General features: G+C 72.9%; 19 protein-coding genes and 2 pseudogenes. 5 read left to right on the plus strand and 16 right to left on the minus strand.

All coding sequences use genetic code 11. The features are described from left to right. Positions 1 to 188: 188 nt before the first annotated feature. The 4 genes from RWE79_RS13555 to RWE79_RS13570 are packed head-to-tail and all read right to left on the minus strand — an operon-like array spanning position 189 to position 3,432. Entirely contained in the window at positions 189 to 536 is a 348-nt protein-coding gene (locus tag RWE79_RS13555; RefSeq protein WP_475940324.1) for a cytidine deaminase, read from the minus strand. 27 nt (positions 537 to 563) lie between these two features. Next, positions 564 to 1,892 carry a hemolysin family protein gene (locus tag RWE79_RS13560; protein WP_475940325.1) on the minus strand — a complete coding sequence of 443 codons (1,329 nt, stop codon included), beginning with the start codon at positions 1,890 to 1,892 and terminating at the stop codon, positions 564 to 566. Then, entirely contained in the window at positions 1,892 to 2,389 is a 498-nt protein-coding gene (gene ybeY / locus RWE79_RS13565) for an rRNA maturation RNase YbeY (RefSeq protein WP_475940326.1), read from the minus strand. The genes RWE79_RS13560 and ybeY overlap by 1 nt, the downstream gene beginning before the upstream one ends. Before the next feature lie 14 nt (positions 2,390 to 2,403). Beyond that, entirely contained in the window at positions 2,404 to 3,432 is a 1,029-nt protein-coding gene (locus RWE79_RS13570; protein ID WP_475940327.1) for a PhoH family protein, read from the minus strand. A gap of 135 nt (positions 3,433 to 3,567) precedes the next feature. Here RWE79_RS13570 and RWE79_RS13575 point away from each other — a divergent pair, with 135 nt between their 5' ends. After that, positions 3,568 to 4,086 carry an N-acetyltransferase family protein gene (locus RWE79_RS13575; protein WP_475940328.1) on the plus strand — a complete coding sequence of 173 codons (519 nt, stop codon included), beginning with the start codon at positions 3,568 to 3,570 and terminating at the stop codon, positions 4,084 to 4,086. Here the strand turns inward: RWE79_RS13575 and RWE79_RS13580 are convergent. Next, positions 4,071 to 5,168 carry a carbohydrate kinase family protein gene (locus RWE79_RS13580; protein ID WP_475940329.1) on the minus strand — a complete coding sequence of 366 codons (1,098 nt, stop codon included), beginning with the start codon at positions 5,166 to 5,168 and terminating at the stop codon, positions 4,071 to 4,073. The genes RWE79_RS13575 and RWE79_RS13580 overlap by 16 nt on opposite strands. A gap of 91 nt (positions 5,169 to 5,259) precedes the next feature. Here RWE79_RS13580 and RWE79_RS13585 point away from each other — a divergent pair, with 91 nt between their 5' ends. Then, positions 5,260 to 6,582, plus strand: coding sequence for a 6-phospho-beta-glucosidase (locus RWE79_RS13585; RefSeq protein ID WP_475940330.1), 1,323 nt, complete (start codon positions 5,260 to 5,262; stop codon positions 6,580 to 6,582). Between the two features lie 67 nt (positions 6,583 to 6,649). Here RWE79_RS13585 and RWE79_RS13590 read toward each other — a convergent pair whose 3' ends face one another. Continuing rightward, positions 6,650 to 7,672, minus strand: a complete 1,023-nt coding sequence (locus RWE79_RS13590; protein WP_475940331.1) for an adenosine deaminase — start codon at positions 7,670 to 7,672, stop codon at positions 6,650 to 6,652. Between the two features lie 94 nt (positions 7,673 to 7,766). Between RWE79_RS13590 and RWE79_RS13595 the strand changes: the two are divergent. After that, positions 7,767 to 9,092, plus strand: a pseudogene (locus tag RWE79_RS13595) (pectate lyase family protein); the annotation flags it as partial. Between the two features lie 147 nt (positions 9,093 to 9,239). Then, positions 9,240 to 10,154 (plus strand): annotated as a pseudogene (locus tag RWE79_RS13600) (pectinesterase family protein); the annotation flags it as partial. A 31-nt stretch (positions 10,155 to 10,185) separates the two neighbouring features. Here the strand turns inward: RWE79_RS13600 and RWE79_RS13605 are convergent. From RWE79_RS13605 to hrcA, 10 genes are all read right to left on the minus strand, one after another. Next, the gene (locus tag RWE79_RS13605) at positions 10,186 to 11,100 is read right to left on the minus strand and encodes a ribonuclease Z (RefSeq protein ID WP_475940332.1); all 915 of its coding nucleotides are present in this window, start codon (positions 11,098 to 11,100) and stop codon (positions 10,186 to 10,188) included. Between the two features lie 18 nt (positions 11,101 to 11,118). Continuing rightward, positions 11,119 to 11,478 carry a histidine triad nucleotide-binding protein gene (locus tag RWE79_RS13610; protein ID WP_475940333.1) on the minus strand — a complete coding sequence of 120 codons (360 nt, stop codon included), beginning with the start codon at positions 11,476 to 11,478 and terminating at the stop codon, positions 11,119 to 11,121. A gap of 98 nt (positions 11,479 to 11,576) precedes the next feature. Beyond that, positions 11,577 to 12,185, minus strand: a complete 609-nt coding sequence (locus tag RWE79_RS13615) for a hypothetical protein (RefSeq protein ID WP_475940334.1) — start codon at positions 12,183 to 12,185, stop codon at positions 11,577 to 11,579. A gap of 159 nt (positions 12,186 to 12,344) precedes the next feature. After that, positions 12,345 to 13,364, minus strand: a complete 1,020-nt coding sequence (locus RWE79_RS13620; protein WP_475940335.1) for an ATP-binding protein — start codon at positions 13,362 to 13,364, stop codon at positions 12,345 to 12,347. 219 nt (positions 13,365 to 13,583) lie between these two features. Beyond that, complete coding sequence (locus RWE79_RS13625) at positions 13,584 to 16,835, minus strand: S41 family peptidase (RefSeq protein ID WP_475940336.1); 3,252 nt, start codon at positions 16,833 to 16,835, stop codon at positions 13,584 to 13,586. A 46-nt stretch (positions 16,836 to 16,881) separates the two neighbouring features. Further along, positions 16,882 to 17,865, minus strand: a complete 984-nt coding sequence (locus RWE79_RS13630) for a pyridoxamine 5'-phosphate oxidase family protein (protein ID WP_475940337.1) — start codon at positions 17,863 to 17,865, stop codon at positions 16,882 to 16,884. A 73-nt stretch (positions 17,866 to 17,938) separates the two neighbouring features. After that, entirely contained in the window at positions 17,939 to 18,679 is a 741-nt protein-coding gene (locus tag RWE79_RS13635; protein WP_475940338.1) for a 16S rRNA (uracil(1498)-N(3))-methyltransferase, read from the minus strand. Next, positions 18,676 to 19,731 (minus strand): nitronate monooxygenase, encoded by a 1,056-nt coding sequence (locus tag RWE79_RS13640; RefSeq protein ID WP_475940339.1) that lies wholly within the window; start codon positions 19,729 to 19,731, stop codon positions 18,676 to 18,678. The genes RWE79_RS13635 and RWE79_RS13640 overlap by 4 nt, the downstream gene beginning before the upstream one ends. A gap of 85 nt (positions 19,732 to 19,816) precedes the next feature. Beyond that, entirely contained in the window at positions 19,817 to 20,953 is a 1,137-nt protein-coding gene (gene dnaJ / locus RWE79_RS13645) for a molecular chaperone DnaJ (RefSeq protein ID WP_475940340.1), read from the minus strand. Next, entirely contained in the window at positions 20,954 to 21,967 is a 1,014-nt protein-coding gene (gene hrcA, locus RWE79_RS13650; RefSeq protein ID WP_475940341.1) for a heat-inducible transcriptional repressor HrcA, read from the minus strand. It abuts the gene before it with no gap. Between the two features lie 158 nt (positions 21,968 to 22,125). On the opposite strand from hrcA, the gene RWE79_RS13655 reads away from it, so the two are divergent. Continuing rightward, positions 22,126 to 22,839: an MBL fold metallo-hydrolase gene (locus tag RWE79_RS13655; protein ID WP_475945789.1), complete on the plus strand. Its 714-nt coding sequence runs from the start codon at positions 22,126 to 22,128 to the stop codon at positions 22,837 to 22,839. Positions 22,840 to 22,849 lie beyond the last annotated feature (10 nt).

Raw genomic sequence — 22,849 nt, forward strand, 5'->3', positions numbered from 1 at the left:
ACTGCGATTCATCTCCGGTAGCGGCGGGTGCGGTGGCCGCTCGCGGTCACCACACCAGGCCTTGTCCCTCGGATCACGCCTGGGACGTGACGGTCCGGCACCCTCTGGTGAGGGAGGAGATCCAGCGGCATGATCATGGTGAAGGTCGGAGCCGGAGCCGGACCGGGGCAACGGTGACGGGGCCGGGGCTAGCCGGCGGCGATCGTGCCGCGCAGTGCCCCGTCGGGGCCGGCGAGCAGCACCGGGGTTCCGGGGCCGCCGAGGTCGTGTACGGCGGCGAGATCGACGGCGGCCACGACATCGGCGGCCGTCACGACCGCCGCGGCCTCCAGGGACTTCGCGCCGCTCGCCACGGCCATCGCGACCGCCGTCTGCAAGGCGCTGAGCCGCAGGGACTCCAGCGCCACCGTCCCGGCGACATAGGTCCGCCCGGTCTCGTCGCGCACCGCCGCGCCCTCGGCCACGCCGTTGCGGGCGCGGACCGAACGGGCCAGGGTGATGATCTTCCGGTCCTCGGGGGGCAGCTCGTCGCTCATGCGGAAAGCGTATCCGCCGGGGCGGCGTTACGAGCCGGTGCGGTCCGCGGCCTCGTCGGCGGGGGCGTCGGCGGTCTCCGGCCGGACCGGCTCGACCAGGACCGCGCCGATCCGGTTCCGCCGGCCCGCGACGGTCTCCGCGGTGAGCCGGAGCCCCAGCGGGCGGCCGGGGTAGGACAGGTCCTCGGGCAGCGGGACGACGGCCGAGGCGCCGGGGATGGGGACCCGGCCCAGGGTCTTGGCGAGGAGTCCGCCGACGGTCTCGACGTCCTCGTCGTCCAGGTCGATGTCGTACAGCTCGCCGAGGTCACCCAGGTCCAGGCGGGAGGTGACGCGGTAACTGCCCCCGCCCAGGTCCTCGATCGGGGGGAGTTCGCGGTCGTACTCGTCGGTGATCTCGCCGACGATCTCCTCCAGGATGTCCTCGATGGTGACGATGCCGGCCGTGCCGCCGTACTCGTCGATGGCGACCGCGACGTGGTTGCGCTGCTGCTGCATCTCGCGCAGCAGGTCACCGGCGTTCTTGGTGTCCGGGACGAAGGCGGCCGGGCGCATCACCGAGGAGACCGGGTCGGTCTCGGACTCGCGGTTGATGTGGACCCGCCGGGCGAGGTCCTTGAGGTAGACGATGCCGACGATGTCGTCCTCGGACTCGCCGGTGACCGGAATGCGGGAGAAGCCGGAGCGCAGGGCCAGCGTCATGGCCTGGCGGATGGTCTTGTAGCGCTCGATGGAGACCAGTTCGGTGCGCGGGACCATGACCTCGCGCACCAGGGTGTCGCCGAGCTCGAAGACGGAGTGGACCATGCGCCGCTCGTCGTCCTCGATGAGGGACTCCGACTCGGCGAGGTCGACCATGGCCCGCAGCTCGGCCTCGCTGGCGAACGGGCCCTGGCGGAAGCCCTTGCCGGGGGTGACCGCGTTGCCCAGGAGGATCAGCAGCTTGGGGACCGGGCCCATGATCCGGGCGAGCGGGAGCAGCACGTACGCGGCGGCCGTCGCGGTGTTCAGGGGGTGCTGGCGGCCGATGGTGCGCGGGGACACGCCGACGGCGACGTAGGAGACCAGGACCATGACGCCGATGGCGACGGCGAGGGCCTGCCAGGTGTGGTCGAAGTGGCGTACGCAGACGACGGTGACCAGGACCGCGGCGGCCATCTCGCAGGAGACCCGGACCAGCAGGGCGACGTTGAGATAGCGGGTCGGGTCGGCGGTGACGGCCAGCAGCTTGTCGCCGCCGCGCCGGCCGCCGCGCACGGCGGTCTCGGCACGGAAGCGGGAGACCCGGGCGAGGCCGGTCTCGGCGCAGGCGGCCAGCCAGGCCACCACGACCAGCAGGATCGCGTAGACGACCATCAGTGGGTGGTGGTGGGCGCCGGGGAGGGGCCGGTCAGGCCGCGCTCGGCGCGCCAGCCGTCGAGAATGGCCTTCTGGAGACCGAACATCTCGGTCTTCTCCCCGGCGTCCTCGTGGTCGTAGCCGAGCAGGTGGAGGACGCCGTGGACGGTGAGGAGCTGCAGCTCCTCGTCCATGGAGTGCCTGGTGGCGGCCTCCTCGCCCTGCCGTTTGGCCACTTCCGGGCAGAGCACGATGTCGCCGAGCAGTCCCTGCGGGGGCTCCTCGTCGTCCTTCCCGGGACGCAGTTCGTCCATCGGGAAGGACATGACATCGGTGGGGCCCGGCTCGTCCATCCACTGGATGTGGAGCTGCTCCATGGCGTCGGCGTCGACGGCGATGATGGAGAGCTCGGAGAGCGGGTGGATACGCATGTGCTGGACGGCGTAGCGCGCGATGTCGAGCACCGCCTGCTCGTCGAGCTCCCAGCCGGACTCGTTGTTGACGTCGATCGCCATGGTTGTTTCGCTGGCTACTTTCGGTGGTCTGCGTTGCCGTTTTGGTCGTCGTAGCGCTCGTAGGCGTCCACGATGCGCCCCACCAGCTTATGGCGTACGACATCGGTGCTCGTCAGGCGCGAGAAGTGGACGTCCTCGACGCCCTCCAGGATGTCCACGACCTGCCTGAGCCCGCTCTTGGTACCGCCGCCGGGCAGGTCGATCTGGGTGACGTCACCCGTGATGACGATCTTGGACTCGAACCCGAGCCGGGTCAGGAACATCTTCATCTGCTCGGCGCTGGTGTTCTGCGCCTCGTCGAGGATGATGAAGGCGTCGTTGAGGGTCCGGCCGCGCATGTACGCCAGCGGGGCGACCTCGATCGTGCCCGCGGCCATCAGCCGGGGGATGGAGTCGGGGTCGATCATGTCGTGCAGCGCGTCGTAGAGCGGGCGCAGATACGGGTCGATCTTCTCGTACAGCGTGCCCGGCAGGAAGCCGAGCCGCTCGCCGGCCTCGACCGCGGGGCGGGTGAGGATGATCCGGTTGACCTGCTTGGACTGCAGAGCCTGGACGGCCTTGGCCATGGCCAGGTAGGTCTTGCCGGTGCCGGCCGGGCCGATGCCGAAGACGATCGTGTGCTTGTCGATGGCGTCGACGTAGCGTTTCTGGTTGAGCGTCTTGGGGCGGATGGTGCGGCCCCGGTTGGACAGGATGTTCTGGGTCAGGACCTCCGACGGGGTCTCCTCGCCGGCTGCCCCGCCGTTCTCGCTCTGCCGGAGCATGGCGATCGAGCGCTCCACTGCGTCCTCCGTCATCGGCTGGCCGGTGCGGAGCACCAGCATCATCTCGTCGAAAAGCCGCTGGACCAGTGCGACGTCCGTCCGGTCGCCGGTCGCGCTGACCTCGTTGCCCCGGACGTGGATGTCGACGGCCGGGAACGACCTCTCGATCACGCGAAGGAGCGCGTCTCCCGATCCCAGTACCGTCACCATCGGGTGCTTGGCCGGTACGACGAAGTGGGCGCGCGCCTGCGGTTGCTGCGTTGTCGGTGTCTGAGTCATGGGCCGGCTCTAGGCCTGCTCATCCCGCCTTCTGCTGATCGGATCGCCCGTGAGGCCTGGGTACCAAGCGTACGACGGTGCGGGGCCGGGCCCGAGGGGTTTTACCGGGCGGGCCGTGTCGGGTAGGACGGCCTCATGCAGATCCGCACCGCGGCACCCGACGACGTACCCGCCACCATCGCCCTGCTGGACGGGGCCATCGCCTGGCTGACCGCCCGGGGCTACCCGGACCAGTGGGGCACCCGGCCGTGGTCCTCGCGGCCGGCGGCCGTGGAGCGCGCCCACGCCTACGCCCGGGAGTACCTGATGCGGGTCGCCGAGACCGACGACGGCGCGGTGATCGGGGCGAGCGTGGTGGCCGAGGAGCCGCCGGGGTCCGTGGCCCCGGCCGGGGAACGCGAGCTCTACCTACGGCTACTGGTGACCGACCGGGCCCGGTCCGGCACCGGGATCGGCGCCGCGCTGGTGGCCGACGCGGTCCAGGAGGCCCGGCGGCGCGGCATCACGCTGCTGCGGGTGGACTGCTACGCGGGCAACGAGGGCCGTCTGATCGCCCAGTACGAGGCCCTGGGCTTCACCCGGACCGAGCCCTTCCTGACGGTGGACGGCCAGGGCGCCCCCTGGGCCGGCCAGGTGCTTCAGCTGCGGCTCTGAGGGCGGAAGCCGATCGTCGGCACCGCCCGGCGCAGCGGCCAGCGGCGGGTGCCGGAGGGCAGCAGGTCGTCGAGGAAGGCGTAGCGGCGCAGGGCGGCGCGGTCCTGGTCGTCGTAGGCCTTGGCGTGCTGCCACCAGGCGGCGATCTCGATCCAGCCGGGGGCGGACAGCGAGCCGCCGAACTCCTTGACGGACAGGGCGGCGGTCAGACCCGCGAAGGCGAGCCGGTCGGTGAGCGGCCAGTCGGCGAGGGTGCCGGTGACGAACCCGGCGACGAAGACGTCACCGGCGCCGGTGGGGTCGAGGGCCTCCACCGACAGGGCCGGCACCTCGGCGGTCTCGCCGCGCGCGGAGTCCACCGCGTACGCGCCGTCCGGGCCGAGGGTGACCACGGCCAGCGGCACCAGTTCGGCGAGCTTGCGGGCGGCGGCGCGCGGGCAGTCCGTACGGGTGTAGTGCATGGCCTCGGTGGCGTTGGGCAGGAACGCCTCGCAGTGCTCCAGGTCGGCGAGGTCGGCCGGTTCCCAGCGGCCGGTGTCGTCCCAGCCGACGTCGGCGAAGACCCGGCTGCCGGCCCGCGCGGCGTGTCCCAGCCAGTCCTGGCGGGGCGCGCCCGGCTTGAGCGCGGCCACGCACGCCCGGGTCCGCGGCGGGCATTGCGGGGCCGGCTCCTCCGGCGGCGGGGCCTCGTGGCCGTGGCTGACCATGGTGCGTTCGCCCTCGTACGCCATGGAGACGGTGACCGGCGAGTGCCAGCCCGGGATCCTGCGGGACAGCTCCAGGTCGATGCCCTCGCCGTCGGCGAGGCTGTCCCAGCAGTAGTCGCCGTACATGTCGTCGCCGAAGGCGGCGGCCAGCGAGGTGTGCAGGCCGAGGCGGGCCAGGGCGGTGGCCATGTTGGCGACGCCGCCCGGGCTGGAGCCCATGCCGCGCGCCCAGGACTCGGTGCCGCGCACGGGCGCGCTGTCCAGACCGGTGAAGATGATGTCCAGGAAGACGGTTCCGGTCAGATACACGTCGGTCTGCGGATCGCCGGGTGCGCGGACGTCGGCGAGTGGATCGAGCACCGGTTGGTCGTCCACCCCGGGATTCCTCTCCGCTGGTCGGATTCTTCTGCCGGCCGGATGGCGCCGGCCGGACTCCGCTGCCCACTGTGCCAGGAGAATGGGACGCATGAGGCTCACGATCCTGGGTGGCGGCGGCTTCCGTGTCCCACTGGTGTACCGGGCGCTGCTCGACGGCGATGTCATCACCGAGCTGGTGCTGTACGACACCGACCGGCTGCGGGTCGGGGCCGTCGCCTCGGTCCTGGCCCACCAGGCCGGTACGCGCCGGGGGCCGGGGGCGGCGCCGCGGGTCCGGGTCGCCGGTGATCTGGACGACGCGCTGCGCGGCGCCGATTTCGTGTTCTCCGCGATCCGCGTCGGCGGCATGGCCGGCCGGGTGCGCGACGAGCGGGGGCCGCTGGCGGAGGGGCTGCTCGGGCAGGAGACGGTGGGCGCGGGCGGGGTGCTGTACGGGCTGCGCACGCTGCCGGTCGCGACGGCGATCGCCGAACGGGTGCGGGCGGTGGCGCCGGATGCCTGGGTCATCAACTTCACCAACCCGGCGGGCATGGTCACCGAGGCGATGGCGGCCGTGCTCGGCGCTCGGGTCATCGGGATCTGCGACTCGCCGGTCGGCCTGGTGCGCAGGGCGGCGCGGGCAGCCGGGGTCGATCCGGACGCCGTCGACTACGACTACGTGGGCCTGAACCACCTGGGCTGGCTGCGCGGGCTCGGCCACCGTGGCCGCGACCTGCTGCCGGGGCTGCTGGCCGACGACGAGGCGCTCGGCTCCTTCGAGGAGGGCCGGCTCTTCGGTGCGCGGTGGCTTCGGGCGCTGGGCAGCCTGCCCAACGAGTACCTGCACTACTACTACTTCCAGCGCGAGGCGACAGCGGCGGTCCGGGACGCCGGTACGACCCGGGGCGAGTTCCTCCAGCGGCAGCAGGCCGCCTTCTTCGAGGCGGCGGCGCGGGCGCGGCCCGACCGGGCCCACGACCTGTGGGACCGTACCCGGCTCGAACGCGAGGAGACGTACATGGCGGAGAACCGCGCCGCCACCGGGGGCTGGCAGCGCGACGCGCACGACCTGGACGGCGGCGGCTACGACCGGGTCGCGCTGGCGCTGATGCGGGCGATCGCGCGCGACGAGCGGTCGACGCTGATCCTCAACGTCCGCAACGGCGGCACCCTGGCGGCCCTGGACGCGAACGCCGTGATCGAAGTGCCCTGCGAGGTGGGCGCGTTCGGGGCACGGCCACGGGCGGTGGCCGCGCCGGACGCTCATCAGGCGGGGCTGATGCTCGCGCTGAAGGCCGTCGAACGGGCCGCCATCGAGGCCGCCGCCACCGGGTCGCGGGACGCCGCCCTGCGCGCGCTGGCGATGCACCCGCTGGTGGACTCGGTGGCGGCCGCCGCCCGGGTGCTGGACCGGGCGGCGGCCGGTTTCTGAGCGTGCGCGGCGCGGCGGTTTCCGAGCGTGCGCGGCGCGGCCCCCGGGGCTGTCGGGGCCCCAGGGCTCACCCGAAGTCGTGGGCGTCCACCTCGGCGAGGTACGCCTCGCGGGTCGCGTCGTCCAGGAAGGCGGCCCGGAAGGAGTTGCGGGCCAGGGTGCGCAGCGCGTCGGCGTCCAGCGGCAGCGCGTCCCGTACGGCGTCGAAGTTGTCGCCGGCGTAGCCGCCGAAGTAGGCGGGGTCGTCGGAGTTGACGGTGACGAGCAGGCCCGCTTCGAGCATGGCGGGCAGGGGGTGGTCGGCGAGGGTGTCGACGCAGCGGAGCCGGACGTTGGACAGCGGGCAGACGGTGAGCGGGACCTGCTCGCGGACCAGCCGGTCGACCAGGGCCGGGTCCTCCACGCAGCGGATGCCGTGGTCGACGCGCTCGACGCCCAGCACGTCCAGGGCCTCCCGGATGTACTCGGGCGGACCCTCCTCACCTGCGTGGGCGACCCGGCGCAGTCCGGCCTCGGCGGCGGCCGCGTAGACCTCGCGGAACTTCGACGGCGGGTTGCCGACCTCGGCGGAGTCCAGGCCGACGGCGGCGATACGGCCGAACCAGGGGCGGGCGGCCTCGAAGGTCTCCATGGCCGACTCGGCGGACTCGTCGCGCAGGAAGCACATGATCAGCCGGGTGCTGACGCCGTGCCGCTCCTGGCCGCGGTCCAGGGCGCGGCCCAGGCCTTCGATGACGGTGCCGATCTCGACCCCGCGCGCGGTGTGCGCCTGCGGATCGAAGAAGATCTCGGCGTGCCGGACGCCCTGGGCCGCGGCTCGGGCGAGGTACGCGTCCGCGAGGTCGGCGAAGTCCTGCTCGGTGCGCAGCACGGCCATCAGGGCGTAGTACAGGTCCAGGAAGGACTGCAGGTCCGAGAAGGAGTACGCGGTGCGCAGCTCCTCGGTACCGGCGTAGGGCAGTTCCACGCCGTTGCGCGCTGCGAGGGCGAAGGCGAGTTCGGGTTCGAGGGTGCCTTCGATGTGCAGGTGCAGTTCGGCCTTGGGGACGGGGGCCGGGGCCGGGGCCGGGGCCGGACGATGGGTTGACATCGGACAAAGGTACCGGTGGGCGGCAACCTTTCCGCGTGCGGCGACTACTGGTGGGTAAGAAGATCGCTCCACTCCCCCGTTAGGACGCAACTCCGTGGCATCCCCCACCCACCGCCGGTCTCTCCGCAGCCGGCGTACCGCTCTGGTCGCCACCGCAGCCGTGGCCGCCGCCGGACTCGGCGCGATCCCGTTCGTCATGCAGGCGAACGCCGCGACCGACCTCGCCCACCAGGTGCTGCCCGCCAAGGACGGCTGGGCGGCCAGCGGCACCGGCACGACCGGCGGCTCGACGGCCGACTCGGCGCATGTCTTCACGGTGTCGACCAGGGCCCAGCTGGTGGCCGCGCTCGGCAGCTCCACGAACACCACCGCGAAGATCATCCAGGTCAAGGGCACGATCACCGCGGACACCGGCAGTTGCGACAGCTACGCCTCGGGTACCGGATACAGCCTGGCGGCCTATCTCAAGGCCTACGACCCGTCGGTCTGGGGCCGTTCCAAGGTGCCGTCCGGCACCCAGGAGACCGCCCGCGCCGCCGCGCAGGCCAAGCAGGCGAAGAGCATCGCGTTCACCGTGCCGTCGAACACCACCATCGTGGGTGTGCCCGGCAGCGGCGCCACGATTCTCGGTGGCAGCCTGCTGCTGAAGAACGCCGACAACGTCATCGTCCGGAACCTGACGGTGAAGAGCCCCGAGGACTGCTTCCCGCAGTGGGACCCCACGGACGGCTCGACGGGCAACTGGAACTCCGCGTACGACGCGATCACCCTGCGCGGCGCGACCCATGTCTGGGCCGACCACAACACCTTCACCGACGGCCCGACGCTCGACAGCGCCGAGAAGACCTACTTCGACCGCGAGTACCAGGTGCACGACGGCGCGCTCGACATCACCCAGGGCTCGGATCTGGTGACGGTGGAGCGGAATCGTTTCACCAACCACGACAAGACGACGCTGATCGGCAGCAGCGACACCGACAACGCGAGCAAGCTGCGGGTCTCGATCCACCACAACGTGTACGCCGGGATCGTGCAGCGCGCCCCGCTGACCCGCGTCGGCCAGGTCAACATCTACAACAACTACTACGACACGACGAAGCTGAACGGCTACGCCCACAGCTACACCGTCAACTCCCGGGCAGGCGCCCAGGTCGTGCTGCAGAACAACTACTGGAAGCTCTCCGCCGACCGCAAGGCCTCGCAGCTCCTCAGCGGTGACGGCACCGGCACCGTCGCGGGCAGCGGCAACCTCGTCGACGGCACCACGACCGATCTGGCCGCCGTCTACAACGCCTCGGTGAGCTCCTCCAAGCGGGTCGGGACGACCGCCAACTGGACGCCGACCCTGCAGGCGGGCCTGGAGTCCTCGGCCAAGAACCTGCCGGCCACGCTGGCGACCACCACGGGCGCGGGCGTGCTCACCTCCTCCGGTACGACGTCCGCGACGTCCGCGACGTCCACGACAGCCACGACAGCCAGCGCCTCCGCCACGAAGGCGACGGCCACCACCACCGCCACCACCAAGGCCTCGGCCGGCAGCACCCTCACCGTCGGCACCTCCGGCACGTACAAGACCGTCCAGGCCGCGGTCGACGCCTCGGCCGCCGGGGACACGATCTCGATCGCCAAGGGCACGTACAAGGAGGTCGTCACCGTCCCGAGCGGCAAGAAGGGCCTGACGATCAAGGGCGCCACCGGCAACGCCGAGGACGTCGTCATCACCTACGACAGGGCCTCGGGGACGAAGAAGGCCGACGGGACGACCTACGGCACCACGGGCAGCGCCACCGCGACCTTCTCCGCCAACGACCTGACCGTCACCGGCGTCACCATCCAGAACACCTGGGAGAGGGCGGCGCACCCGGAGATCACCGACACCCAGGCCGTGGCGCTCTACGCCCAGGGCGACCGGCAGGTGTTCACCAACGACCGGTTCATCGGCCACCAGGACACGATCCTCAACTGGGCGCCGTCCGCGACCGGTCAGTACCGCCAGTACTTCTACAGCAGCTTCATCGCCGGTGACGTCGACTTCCTCTTCGGCAACGCCACCGCCGTCTACGACCGCGTCAACATCTCCCTGCGCGACCGCGGGGCGGCCGCCGGCGGCAACAACGGCTACCTGACGGCGCCGAACACGACCTCCGCCAAGAAGTACGGCATCCTGATCACCGGGAGCAAGATCTCCAGCTCCGCCCAGGCCAACACCTTCTCCCTCGGGCGTCCCTGGCACCCGACCTCCGACGCGGTCGGCCAGACCGTCATCCGCGACACCGTCCTGCCGGCCGCCGTCAGGATCGCCGCGCCCTGGACCGACATGAGCGGCTACTCCTGGAAGTCCGCGCGCTTCTTCGAGTACGCCAACACCGGCGACGGCGCCACGGTCAACGCCAACCGCCCGCAGCTCACCGCCTCGCAGGCGGCGGACTACACCGCGAAGAAGTTCCTGGCCGGCACCGACGGGTGGAACCCGGTCCACTGACGCCCGTCCACTGACGCCCGTCCACTGACGCTCAGCTCTTCGCACGCCGTGGCACAGGAACCCGTACGAGGTCCTGTGCCACGGTCAGTTCACCGGTGAACCCGGCCTCGCGGGCCTGGCGCCCGAAGTCGTCCGGGTCGGTGTAGCGCTGCGAGAAGTGCGTGAGGACCAGGTGCCGCACGCCCCCCTCGGCCGCGACCCGGGCGGCCTGACCTGCCGTCAGATGTCCGTGGTCGGCGGCGAGTCCGGCGTCCTGGTCGAGGAAGGTCGACTCGATGACGAGCAGGTCGGCACCCTCGGCGAGGGCATGCACCCCGTCGCACAGCCGGGTGTCCATCACGAAGGCGAACCGCTGCCCGGGGCGGGGCTCGCTGACCTCGTCCAGGGTGACGCCGTTCAGCGCGCCCTCGTGCCTGAGCCGGCCGACGTCCGGGCCGGCGATGCCGTGCGCGGCGAGCCGCTCCGGGATCATGCGCCGGCCGTCCGGTTCGGTCAGGCGGTAGCCGTAGGACTCCACCGGGTGCGACAGCCTGCGCGCCTCCAGCCGGAAGGCCGGAGTGTCCGCGAGGACCGTGCCTTCGCCGCTCACCGGTTCCTCGGCCAGCTCGACGGTCTCGCGGTAGGCGGTCGCGTAGCGCAGCCGGTCGAAGAAGTGCTGCCCGGAGGCCGGGTAGTGGGCGGCGACCGGGTGCGGGACCCGGTCGAGGTTGATCCGCTGGATCACCCCGGCCAGACCCAGGCTGTGGTCGCCGTGGAAGTGCGTGACGCACAGCCGCGTCAGGTCGTGCGCGGCCACCCCGGCCCGCAGCATCTGACGCTGGGTGCCCTCGCCGGGGTCGAAGAGGATGCCCTCGGCGTCCCAGCGCAGGAAGTACCCGTTGTGGTTGCGGTGCCGGGTGGGCACCTGGCTGGCCGTGCCGAGCACCACCAGTTCACGTGCGGACATCGGCGCGGTCTCCCGGTCCTATCCGGGCGGCCAGGAGAGGCCGCGGCCGCCCAGGACGTGCGCGTGCGCGTGGAAGACGGTCTGCCCGGCGCCGGAACCGGTGTTGAAGACCACCCGGTAGCCGGTCGCGTCGATCTTCTCCTGGGCGGCGACCTCACCCGTCTCGCGCAGCACGTCCGCCGTCAGCCGCGGATCGGCGGCGGCGAGGGCGGCCGCGTCCCGGTAGTGCGCCTTGGGAATGACCAGGACATGCGTCGGGGCCTGGGGGTTGATGTCGCGGAACGCCACCGTCGTGTCGGTCTCGCGCACGACGGTCGCGGGGATACCACCCTCCACGATCTTGCAGAACAGGCAGTCGGCCTGCGGTTCTCCCGCCATGGTGCCGCACCTTCCCTCGGCTGACTCGCTTTACGCAGCGCAGCCTAGACGAGTGCGTCCCGTGCCGCCTCGCCCGCCCCGCGGGCGCAGGGCGCCGTTCAGGACGGGGCCTGGGCCTTCTCCAGCTTCTTGATCTGCGCGGAGACCAGTGCGTCCGGTACGTCGGCCGAGGAGCCGGTGCCGCTCACGGTGCAGAACAGGACGACGGTGGCACCGCTGCGCACGACCACGAAGTCGTCCGCGCTGTCCCCCTCGGTCCGCAGCCGGAAGGCAACGGCGTCGTCGCCCGCGTCGGGGGCGGTGGCGGCCTTGGCGGTGGTGCGGGCCGGCACGCCGCCCTCCCAGGCGGTGCACTTCCCGAGGGCGGTGCGCAGGCCGTCGAGGACGCCCTCGGCGTCGGACTGCTCGTAGGCCATGAGGCCGACCGTGGTGGCGGAGCCGGCCGCGGGGCCCGAGGCGGCGTAGGCGAGGAGGCCGACGAACGTCTCGGGGTGCGGGGCGGGGGAGGCGGTGCGCATGTTCTCCAGCGGCTGGCAGGCCGCGGGCCGGGCGGTGCCGCCGCCGTCGGGCTTCGCGGGGAAGGCGGCGATTTGGAAGCCGTCCACGTCACCGCCCGACAGCGCGGCGGACTTCAGCCGGGCCGCGCCGAGCGGCTCGGCGGGCGCCCCTGACGCGGCCGCCGACCCGGAGGCCGTCGCCGACGGCAACGCCGACGCCGACGCCGACGATGAACCCGACGCCTTCGCATCGGAATCACCACCGCCGCCGCTCCCGCATCCGGCCGCCAGGACCGCCGTGAAGAGAACCGCCACTGTCAGCCTGATCCGCACGCGCTGACCCCCCGTTATCGGCACCGGTCGATTGGATCACTCCTCCCGGGAAGCCGTGGGCGGTATCGGTGAAACTACGTCAGTTGCTGCATACGTACGGTGATTACATGGTTTTACGGACACCTGATCACCGCACTGACCGAGCTGCGCCGGCCAGTCCGCGCCGTACTCGCGGTGGGCGAGCGGCAGCACCAGGCCTCCGTAGGCGCCCCGGACCAGGACCGACGCCGCCTCCAGGTCCGCGCACCGCGCGCCGCCGGGGAACAGCAGCTCGGCCTGCTCCGCCACGAACTCCCCGGGGAGGGCCGACAGCCGTGCCCACAGCAGCCGTTCGCCCCGGGAGCACAGCTCATGGCTCCAGCCGATCGCGGCCCGCAGCGTGCGGTGCCGCAGCGGCTCCACCGGTCCGTCGGTCAGCAGCGCGAAGCGCTCCCCCGGCACGCTCAGCCGCTCCGACAGCCGTTTCCCCGACATGTGCCGCAGCCGGCGCGCCGCCAGCTCGATGCTCAGCGGATCCCCGTCCAGGCAGGCGCAGACCCGCAGCGCCATGTACTCCGGCAGCACCGCCCCGTACGCCGCCGCCCTGCGCATCAGCAGCCGTACCGCGCGGTCCTGCCGCAGCGGGCGCAGCCGTACGACCCGCTCCCCCTCCAGACCGAGGGTGCGGCGGCCGGTGGTCAGGATCCGCAGCCCCGGGGCGGCGTCGAGCAGGTACTGCGCCAACTCGGCGCAGGCCAGTGGCAGATGATCGGTGGTGTCGAGCACCAGCAGGGCCTCGCGGCTGGTGAGCGCACGGACCAGGGCCTCGGCGGGGGGCAGATCCGTGTAGCGCGCGAGCCCCAGCACCCCTGCCACCGCCTGCGGCAGCAGGCCCGGCACCCGGCAGCCGGTCAGATCCCGCCCGAACACCGGCAGCCCGGTGTACCTGACGGCCTCCGCGGCCAGCCGTGACTTCCCGACCCCGGCCATGCCGGTGATCGTCAGCAGGCGGGTTTCCCGCAGCAGCTCCGCGACGTCGGTCGCTCGGTCGTGGTCCAGGTCCAGGGTGTCCGGCACCCCCCGAGTCTCCCTCCGCCCCACCGGGCTGCCGGGCGACCGGTCAAAGATCGGTATACCTAAAGCAGCCGGCAGCCCTTGCTAGGTACACCTCCTGGGCCTGATCCTCATTGCCGGGGCCGGCCCGCGAGGCACGGAGGGGGAGGCCGGCCCCGCCTCACGCCCGCGCCTCACGGCCCCGCCTCACGCCCGCGCCTCACGCCCGGCCGCGGGCCGCTTCTACGGCAGGGGCGGCGGCGTCTTCGCGGGCTGCTCCGCGAGGGCGTCCAGGGCGAGGGCGACGGCCGTGTCGAGCTGGGGATCGCGCCCGGCCACCCAGTCCTGCGGGGTGTGCGGAACCTCGACATCGGGGTCGACGCCGTGGTTCTCGACGTCCCATCCCTGGCCCTCCAGCCAGAAGGCGTACTTGGGCTGGGTGACCAGGGTGCCGTCCACCAGGTGGTAGCGGGAGTCGATGCCGATGACGCCGCCCCAGGTCCGGGTACCGACCACCGGGCCGATGCCCAGCGCCTTGATGGCCGCGTTGACGATGTCGCCGTCGGACCCGGAGTGCTCGTTGGCCACGGCCACCACCGGGCCGCGCGGCGCGTCCATCGGGTAGCTGAGGGCGGGCAGGCCGCGCGGCAGGTCCCAGCCCACGATGCGGCGGGCCAGCTTCTCCACCACGAGCTGCGAGGTGTGACCGCCGCGGTTCTCGCGCACGTCGACCACCAGGCCCTCGCGCGCCACCTCGACCCGCAGGTCACGGTGGAGCTGGGCCCAGCCGGAGCCGACCATGTCGGGGACGTGGAGGTAGCCCAGCCGGCCGCCCGAGCGCTCGTGGACGTACGCCCGGCGGTCGGCGACCCAGGCGTGGTAACGCAGCGGCTCCTCGTCGGCGACGGGCACCACCACCACGTGCCGTACGCCGCCAGGTTCCCGGCCGACGGTCAGCTCGACGGGCTTACGGGCGGTGCCCACCAGCAGCGGGCCGGGGCCGGTGACCGGGTCGACAGGGCGGCCGTCGACGGCGAGCAGGGCGTCTCCCGCCCGTACCGCCACCCCGGGCGCGGCGAGCGGGGAGCGGGCGCGGGGGTCGGAGGTCTCGGAGGGCAGGACCCGGTCGACGCGCCAGACTCCGTCCGCGTCACGGGAGATGTCGGCGCCGAGCAGCCCCTGCCGGTGCAGGGAGTCGCCGTGGCCGCCGGCGGGTGTGACATAGGCGTGCGAGGTGCCGAGTTCACCGGCGACCTCCCAGAGCAGGTCGACGAGGTCGTCGTGGGTGGCGACCCGGTCCAGGACGGGCCGGTAGCGCTCGCGCACCCCGTCCCAGTCGACGCCGCCCATGTCGGCGCGCCAGAAGTTGTCCCGCATCAGGCGGTGGGCCTCGTCGTACATCTGGCGCCACTCGGCCTGCGGCTGGACGGTCAGGCGGATCCGCGACAGGTCGACGGTGACGTTGGAGTCCGAATCGTCCTCGGACGGCGTGGACTTGTGGTCGGCGGAGGCGACCCGCAGCCGGTGCCCGGAGGTGATGAGCACCTTGTTGCCGTCGCCGCTGACGGAGAAGTCGTCGGCGTCGTCGGCGATCTCCTCCATCCGCAGCTGCTTGAGGTCGTAGCGCTCCAGCGTGGTGGCGGGCGGTTCGGCGTCGGGCGTGGCCAGGCCGGTGCCCAGGACGCCGCGCAGCGGGTGGCGCAGCCACAGCACGCCGTCCTTGGCGGTGCGCAGCGTCGAGTAGCGGGCCGCCTCGACGGGGAAGGGCACGATCCGGTCGGCGAGACCCTCGGCGTCGACCCTGGTGGCGGCCGGGGCGTCCTTCTTCGGGGTGTCCCCCTCCGGCTTGCTGTCGGCCCCCTCCTTGTTCTTGTCGTCGTCGGCGGACGGATCGACGGGCCGGCCGTGCCGCTGCGGACCGAAGGGCGAGGGCGTGGTGGCGGCCAGGGTGATCAGGTGCGGGCGGCAGGCACCGAGGAAGGCCAGGTCGAAGACGTGCTCGTCGTAGACCGGGTCGAAGGCCCGCTCGGACAAAAACGCAAGGTGCTTGCCGTCGGAGGTGAAGGCGGGCGAGAAGTCGTTGAAGCGCAGCGGGGTGGCGTCGATGGTGGTGAGGTCGGAGGTGGCGGCCAGCTTGAGGCCGCGCAGCGGCGACGGCCCGGGGTGCGACCAGGCGAGCCAGGCGGAGTCGGGCGAGAAGGCCAGGCCGGTGGCGTGTCCGTGCTCGCTGGTGGCGACCGTCCTGACCTCGCCGGTCTGGGTCTCCACGAGCAGGATCCGCCCGTCGTGCGAGGCCACGGCGATCCGGTGCCCGTCGGGCGAGACCGTCAGCCCCAGGACGCGGCCGAGCCGGCCCGCCGCCAGTCTGCGCGGCGCGGCGCCGGGCGCTCGCCCCGCCGCCGGTGCGATCTCCAGGGCGTCCTCGCCCTCCGCGTCGGTCACCCAGACCACCTGCTGGTCGCCCTCGCCGCCGAAGACCCGCGGCAGCCGAGTCCGCACGCCCGGCTCCGCCGCCAGGGCCCTCGCCGGGCCGCCGCGGTGCGTCACCCAGTGCGTCGTGCCCCGCACCTCGACGGCGCTGCCCCGCCCGGTGTGGTCCGGCCGCGCCCCGCCGAGGTGGTGCGCGGCGTGGACGGGGTGCGGCTGGAGGTCGGTGCGCTGCCCGCCGAGCCGGACGTCGAGCCGCCGGGGCTCCGCGCCGTCCAGGTCGTCCAGCAGGTGGACCTCACCGGCCGAGGTGTACGCGACCCGGGTGCCGTCGGTCGCCGCGTGCCGGGCGTAGAAGCCGCCGACGGGTGTGTGGCGGCGCAGGTCGGTGCCGTCCGGGAGGCTGGAGTAGAGCGCCCCGACCCCTTCGTGGTCGGACAGGAAGGCGATCCGCCCGCCGACCCAGACCGGGCACTCCAGGTTGCCGTCCAGCCCGGCGTGCAGCCGCTCGAACTCGCCGTCCCCGGACCGGTCGATCCACAGTTTGCCGGCCGTCCCGCCCCGGTAGCGCTTCCACCAGGCGGCCTCCCGGTTCATGCCGGCCGAGAGCAGCACCACCGCGCGGTCCGGGCCGAACGCCACGTCCCCCACCGGGCCGTAGGGCAGTACCCGGCCCGGTCCGCCGTCCAGCGGCACCGCCCGCGCCCAGCTGCGCCGCAGCGACGCCTGCCCGTACGTGCTGATCGCCACGACCTCGCCGTCCGCGGTCCAGCCCCGCACCGAGGTCTTCCAACTCCCCCAGTGCGTCAGCCGTTTCGAGGGGCCGCCGTCGACGGGGGCCACATGCGCCTCCGGTGCGCCGTCGCGCAGCGAGGTCCAGGCGATCCACTGTCCGTCCGGTGAGATCCGTGGATGGTCGACCGGCACGTTGTCGGCACTGACCCGCCAGGCGCGGCCACCGCCGCCGAGCGGCGCCGCCCAGACGTCGTCCTCGGCCGTGAAGGTGATCAAATCGCCGTGGAGGTGCGGAAAGCGGAGGTACGAGGGCTGAAGCTGCGGCTGTGTCACGCCGTCACATTAACCACCCGCCGGGCACACCGGCGATGCCTTTGGATCACAATTCCCCTGAGGTGGGTGACTCCGTGCCGCCCGGCCGGAGCGCCGCCGCCACGGCCAGGGCCTTGAGTTCGGCCCACTGGATCCGGGGGCGGGGCAGGCCGCGGCGGTCCAGGTAGGACCGGGTGGCGCGGCGGGCGTCGCGCAGGGTGGCGATCATGTCGCGGGGGCGGCCGGAGCCGGCGGGCTCGACCACCTTGGCGGGGGTCAGCAGCCAGCGGCCGCCGTCGGCGTGGAGTTCGCCGCGCACGAGGGCGTTGCGCAGCCCGGCGAGACGGTCGTCGTGGCGGTGGACGAGAAGGCTGGCGGGGCCCGGCGCGACGAGGTGGCCCTCGGGGATGTCCACGGTGTGGCCGTCGGGGGTGGCGGTGGTGCGGGTGCGCATCAGCAGCGGGGCGCCGGAGGGGTCGCGGGCACCCAGGACCGCGCTGGGGAAGGCGGCCAGCAGTTCCGCTCCCAGGAGCGCGGCGGGCGCCGCGGCGGTGGCGGGCTCGGCGGCGGTGGCGGGCGCCGCGGCGGGCGGCAGCTGCGACAGCGGGGGCAGGGTGCGGACCTGGCCGGGGGTGACGGTGATGAGCAGCCGCATGTAGTACCAGTCCATGAGCCAGCGGGCCGGCGGGTCCACGTACTTGCGGCTGTCCGGCTGGCGTTCGAAGAGCATGGACCAGTACTCCTCGTCGCCCGCCGGGCCGGTGACGATCTCCTCGGGGCAGGTCGCGGTGCCCGTGACCAGGATCTGCGGCGGGTCGGTCAGACCACTGCCCGTCGGGTCGGAGAAGAGCAGGGCGACCCGCCCGTCCCGGCGGACGTTGAGCGCCTTGCGCGCGAACGCCAGGGAGGTGGTCACCAGCAGCGTGCCGTCCTCACGGCGGTGGAACGCGGTCGGCCAGGTCAGGGGGGTGCCGTCACGGCCCAGGGTGGTGAACTCGCACGTACGGTAGGCGTCGACGGCCGGTCGAAGGGCCGCCTCAAGGGTCTGCATGGCCGTGACACTGCCACGCGGGACGGCCCGACTCGGCCTCCCCGCCGCGGCGTTGCCCTTTTCAGCCCCGACTTCAGCCCCAACGTCCTGTCCGCCCGAGCAGCAGGGCCGTCGCCGCGACACCCGCCGTGGACGTACGCAGCACCGTGGCCCCCAGGCGGTACGGCTTGGCCCCGGCCGCCGCGAAGGCGTCCAGTTCGTCCGGGGCGACGCCGCCCTCGGGGCCGACGACGAGGACGAGGTCGCCCTCGTCCGGGAGGGGCGCGCAGGCCAGCGGCTGCGAACCCTCCTCGTGCAGCACGGCGGCGAAGGCGGCCGAGCCGAGCAGCACGGCGACCTGACGGGTCGTCATGAGCTCGGTCACCTCCGGAAAGCGGAGCCGACGGGACTGCTTGGCGGCCTCGCGGGCGGTGGAGCGCCACTTGGCGAGGGCCTTGGCACCGCGCTCGGCACGCCACTGGGTGACACAACGGGAGGCGGCCCAGGGGACGATCGCGTCGACGCCGGTCTCGGTCATGGTCTCGACGGCCAGTTCACCGCGGTCGCCCTTGGGGAGGGCCTGGACGACGGTGATCCGCGGCCGGGGCGCGGGCTCGGCCCGGATCTCCGTCACGTCGGCCTCCAGCCGGTCCTTGCCCTCGACCGCCACGACCCGGCCGTACCCGCCGATGCCCTCGCCGTCGGTCAGCACGATGTCCTCGCCGGCCCGCAGGCGGCGTACCGAGACGGCGTGCCGGCCCTCCGCCCCGGTGAGGACGGCCCGCCCGACCGCCAGCGGCCGGCCGGGGTCGGCGATGAAGACGGGGGCGGTCACAGGGCGGCCCGGGTGGCGTCGAGCTCGGCGGCCAGAATCCCGACGAGCTCACCGGCGGGCACCTGCCGGGCCAGCCGGTGGCCCTGTCCGGCCCACAGGGACATGGCCTGGGGGTCGCCGGCCGCGGCGGCGGCCTTGCGCAGCGGCGAGGTGAGGTGGTGGACCTGGGGGTAGGCGGCCGGGGCGTACGGGCCGTGCTCGCGCATGAAGCGGTTGACCAGGCCCCGGGCGGGCCGCCCGGAGAACGCCCGGGTGAGCTCGGTGTGGGTGAAGACGGGGTCGGTGACGGCCCGCTTGTGCAGGGCGTTGGCCCCCGACTCCGGGCAGACCAGGAACGCGGTGCCCAGCTGCGCCGCGTCCGCGCCCACCGCCAGGACCGAGGCGATCTGGTCTCCGCGCATCAGCCCGCCGGTCGCGATGACCGGCAGCCCCGGCACGGCCTCCCGCACCTGCGGAACGAGCGCCAGCAGGCCCACCCCGGCGCAGTCCAGCTCGGGGTCGTCACGGTGGGTGCCCTGGTGGCCGCCGGCCTCGATGCCCTGCACGCACACCGCGTCGGCGCCCGCCCGCTGCGCCGCCAGCGCCTCGGCGGCGGAGGTGACGGTGATCACGGTGACGGTGCCGACGGCGTTCAGCGCGGCCAGCGTCGCGCGCGCCGGACAGCCGAAGGTGAAGCTCACCACCGGCACCGGGTTGTCGATCAGGATCGAGACCTTGGCCTCGTACGCGTCGTCACTGCCCGAGTCCGGGTCGCCGAGCGGGGTGTCGTACCAGGCGGCCTCACCGGCCAGCTGCTCGGCGTAGCACTCGACGGCGGACGGATCGGCGGTCGCGGGCTGCGGCATGAACAGATTCATGCCGTACGCGTTTCTGGTGAGACTGCGGACCTGCTTGATCTCCTCGTACATCGCCACCGGCGTCTTGTAGCCGGCGGCGAGGAAGCCCAGCCCTCCGGCCTCGCTCACGGCGGCGGCGAGTCTGGGCGTGGACGCGCCACCGGCCATGGGCGCCTGGACGACGGGGTACCTGAAAAGATCGGTCAGGGCGGGCATGACGCCATCGTTTCACGACCCCCTGACAGCCGCTGGCCCGGGCAGCGGCTGTCAGGGGGTCGCGCGGCCCTGGCCGGCGGAACCGTCAGCGGCCGTTGAACGCGTCCTTCAGCCGGGAGAAGAGCCCCTGCTGGCCCGGCTGGAACTGGCCCAGCGGCCGCTCGTCGCCGCGCAGCTTCGCCAGCCGCCGCAGCAGCTCCTCCTGGTCCGGGTCCAGCTTGTCGGGGGTGCGGACCTCGACATGGACGATGAGATCCCCGCGGCCGCCGCCCCGCAGGTGGGTGATGCCGCGCTGGTGCAGCGGGATCGACTGGCCGGACTGGGTGCCGGGCCGGACGTCGATCTCCTCCAGCCCGTCGAGGGTCTCCAGCGGACACTTGGTGCCCAGCGCCGCGGCCGTCATCGGCAGGGTGACCGTGCAGTGCAGGTCGTCACCGCGCCGCTGGAAGACCGGGTGCGGCAACTCACGGATCTCGACGTACAGATCACCGGCCGGGCCGCCGCCCGGGCCGACCTCGCCCTCGCCCGCCAGCTGGATCCGCGTGCCGTTGTCGACACCGGCCGGGATCTTCACGGTGAGGGTGCGCCGGGACCGTACCCGCCCGTCGCCCGCGCACTCGGGGCAGGGGGTGGGCACCACGGTGCCGAAGCCCTGGCACTGCGGGCAGGGACGGGAGGTCATGACCTGGCCGAGGAAGGACCGCGTGACCTGGGACACCTCACCCCGGCCGCGGCACATGTCGCAGGTCTGGGCGGTGGTGCCCGGAGCCGCACCCTCGCCCGAACACGTGCCGCAGGTCACAGCCGTGTCGACCTGGATGTCCTTGGTGGTCCCGAAGGCCGCCTCGTCGAGCTCGATCTCCAGCCGGATCATCGCGTCCTGGCCGCGCCGGGTCCGCGAGCGCGGACCGCGCTGCGAGGCCTGCCCGAAGAACGCGTCCATGATGTCGCTGAAGTTGCCGAAGCCCGCGCCGAAGCCACCCGCGCCGCCACCGCCGCCGGCCGCCGACAGGGGGTCGCCGCCGAGGTCGTAGACCTGCTTCTTCTGCGGGTCCGAGAGCACCTCGTAAGCGGCGTTGATCTCCTTGAACCGCTCCTGGGTCTTCGGATCCGGATTCACGTCCGGGTGCAGTTCGCGCGCGAGCCGGCGGAATGCCTTCTTGATCTCGTCCTGGCCCGCGTCGCGGCGCACACCCAGGACGGCGTAGTAGTCCGTCGCCACTTACGACTCCGCCAGGATCTGTCCGACGTAACGTGCCACTGCGCGTACCGCTCCCATCGTTCCGGGGTAGTCCATGCGGGTCGGTCCGACCACGCCGAGTTTTGCCACCGCCTCGTCGCCCGAACCGTAGCCGACGGCGACGACCGATGTGGAGTTGAGGCCTTCATGGAAGTTCTCGTGACCGATTCGTACGGTCATGCCCGAGTCCTGTTCGCCGAGCAGTTTGAGAAGCACCATCTGCTCCTCCAGCGCCTCCAGCACGGGGCGGATGGTCAGCGGGAAGTCGTGGTTGAAGCGGGTCAGGTTCGCGGTGCCGCCGAGCATGATCCGCTCCTCGGTCTTCTCGACCAGCGTCTCCAGCAAGGTGGCCAGCACGATCGAGACCGCCGGCCGGTCGTCCTTCTCGAAGCTCTCCGGCAGGTCCGCCACCAGCTGCGGCACGTCCGCGAAGCGACGGCCCGCCGCCCGGCTGTTGAGCCGGGCCCGCAGGTCCGCCAGCACGGTCTCGCCGACCGGCACCGGACAGTCCACGAGCCGCTGCTCGACCCGCCCGGTGTCCGTGATCAGCACCAGCATGATGCGGGCCGGGGCCAGCGCCAGCAGCTCGACATGACGGACGGTGGAGCGGGTCAGCGACGGGTACTGCACCACCGCGACCTGCCGGGTCAGCTGCGCCAGCAGCCGCACCGTACGGGCCACGACGTCGTCGAGGTCGACCGCGCTGTCCAGGAAGTTCTGGATCGCGCGGCGCTCGGCCACCGACAGCGGCTTGACCCCCGCGAGCTTGTCGACGAAGAGCCGGTACCCCTTGTCGGTGGGCACCCGGCCGGCGCTGGTGTGGGGCTGGTGGATGTAACCCTCCTCCTCCAGCACCGCCATGTCGTTGCGGACCGTGGCCGGCGACACCCCGAGGCTGTGCCGCTCGGTCAGCGCCTTGGAGCCCACCGGCTCCTCGGTGCCGACGTAGTCCTGGACGATGGCGCGCAGTACTTCGAGCCGCCGTTCACTGAGCATCAGCGCGCACCTCCAGTCTCGGGTCCCTTGTGACGCCCTTGGCACTTTGGCACTCATGTCGGACGAGTGCCAGCTTCCCCGCAGCCAGTGTACGGCGCGGTAGCAAGACCCCGGCAAGGGCGGCCGCTCTCCGGGCCCGGTACGGTCATGGTGTGGACATGCCCGACGTGTGGGAACGGCTCGCCCCGGGGGTGGTCCGGCGGCGGCTTCCGTTCCTCGACGTGACCATCGGCGTCGTGATCGGTGACCGGGCCGTGCTCATGATCGACACCGGGTCCACCCTCGCCGAGGGGGCCGAACTGCGCGACCAGGCCACCGTCCTCACCGGCGGCCGGCCCGTCACCGACCTCGCGCTCACCCACGGCCATTTCGACCACGTCTTCGGGGCCGGCGCCTTCCCGGCCGGAGTCCGGGTCCACGGCGAACTCACCCTCGGCGCCCACCTCGCCCGCGAACGCCTCGCGCTGCGCGCCGACGCCGTGCGGCACGGCACCGACCCGGCCGCCGCCACCGAGGCCGCCGACGCCCTGGTACGCCCCGGCGTAGCGGTCGACAGCCGGCTGGAGCTCGACCTGGGCGGCGGCCGGTCCGCCGTCCTCGTCCACCCCGGACCCGCCCACACCACGCACGACCTGGTGGTCGTCGTCCCCGGCCGGCCCACCGTGGTCTTCTGCGGCGACCTCGTCGAGGAGTCCGGCGACCCCCAGTGCGGCCCCGACGCCGCCCCCGGCGCCTGGCCCGGCACCCTGGACGAACTGCTGGCGCTGGGCGGCGAGGACGCCCGGTACGTCCCCGGGCACGGCGCCGTGGTCGACGCACGTTTCGTACGCGCCCAGCGGGACGCGCTGGCCGCGCGCTTCGGCGTGTCGTAGATACGACTGG

This window comes from Streptomyces sp. RLA131 (assembly GCF_056270125.1).

Excerpts from the sequence above, each read along its gene's own strand:
- RWE79_RS13555 (WP_475940324.1), bottom strand. The coding sequence starts at position 536 with ATGAGCGACGAGCTGCCCCCCGAGGACCGGAAGATCATCACCCTGGCC.
- RWE79_RS13560 (WP_475940325.1), bottom strand. The coding sequence starts at position 1,892 with ATGGTCGTCTACGCGATCCTGCTGGTCGTGGTGGCCTGGCTGGCCGCC.
- ybeY (WP_475940326.1), bottom strand. The coding sequence starts at position 2,389 with ATGGCGATCGACGTCAACAACGAGTCCGGCTGGGAGCTCGACGAGCAG.
- RWE79_RS13570 (WP_475940327.1), bottom strand. The coding sequence starts at position 3,432 with ATGACTCAGACACCGACAACGCAGCAACCGCAGGCGCGCGCCCACTTC.
- RWE79_RS13575 (WP_475940328.1), top strand. The coding sequence starts at position 3,568 with ATGCAGATCCGCACCGCGGCACCCGACGACGTACCCGCCACCATCGCC.
- RWE79_RS13585 (WP_475940330.1), top strand. The coding sequence starts at position 5,260 with ATGAGGCTCACGATCCTGGGTGGCGGCGGCTTCCGTGTCCCACTGGTG.
- RWE79_RS13590 (WP_475940331.1), bottom strand. The coding sequence starts at position 7,672 with ATGTCAACCCATCGTCCGGCCCCGGCCCCGGCCCCGGCCCCCGTCCCC.
- RWE79_RS13605 (WP_475940332.1), bottom strand. The coding sequence starts at position 11,100 with ATGTCCGCACGTGAACTGGTGGTGCTCGGCACGGCCAGCCAGGTGCCC.
- RWE79_RS13610 (WP_475940333.1), bottom strand. The coding sequence starts at position 11,478 with ATGGCGGGAGAACCGCAGGCCGACTGCCTGTTCTGCAAGATCGTGGAG.
- RWE79_RS13630 (WP_475940337.1), bottom strand. The coding sequence starts at position 17,865 with ATGCAGACCCTTGAGGCGGCCCTTCGACCGGCCGTCGACGCCTACCGT.
- RWE79_RS13640 (WP_475940339.1), bottom strand. The coding sequence starts at position 19,731 with ATGCCCGCCCTGACCGATCTTTTCAGGTACCCCGTCGTCCAGGCGCCC.
- hrcA (WP_475940341.1), bottom strand. The coding sequence starts at position 21,967 with ATGCTCAGTGAACGGCGGCTCGAAGTACTGCGCGCCATCGTCCAGGAC.
- RWE79_RS13655 (WP_475945789.1), top strand. The coding sequence starts at position 22,126 with ATGCCCGACGTGTGGGAACGGCTCGCCCCGGGGGTGGTCCGGCGGCGG.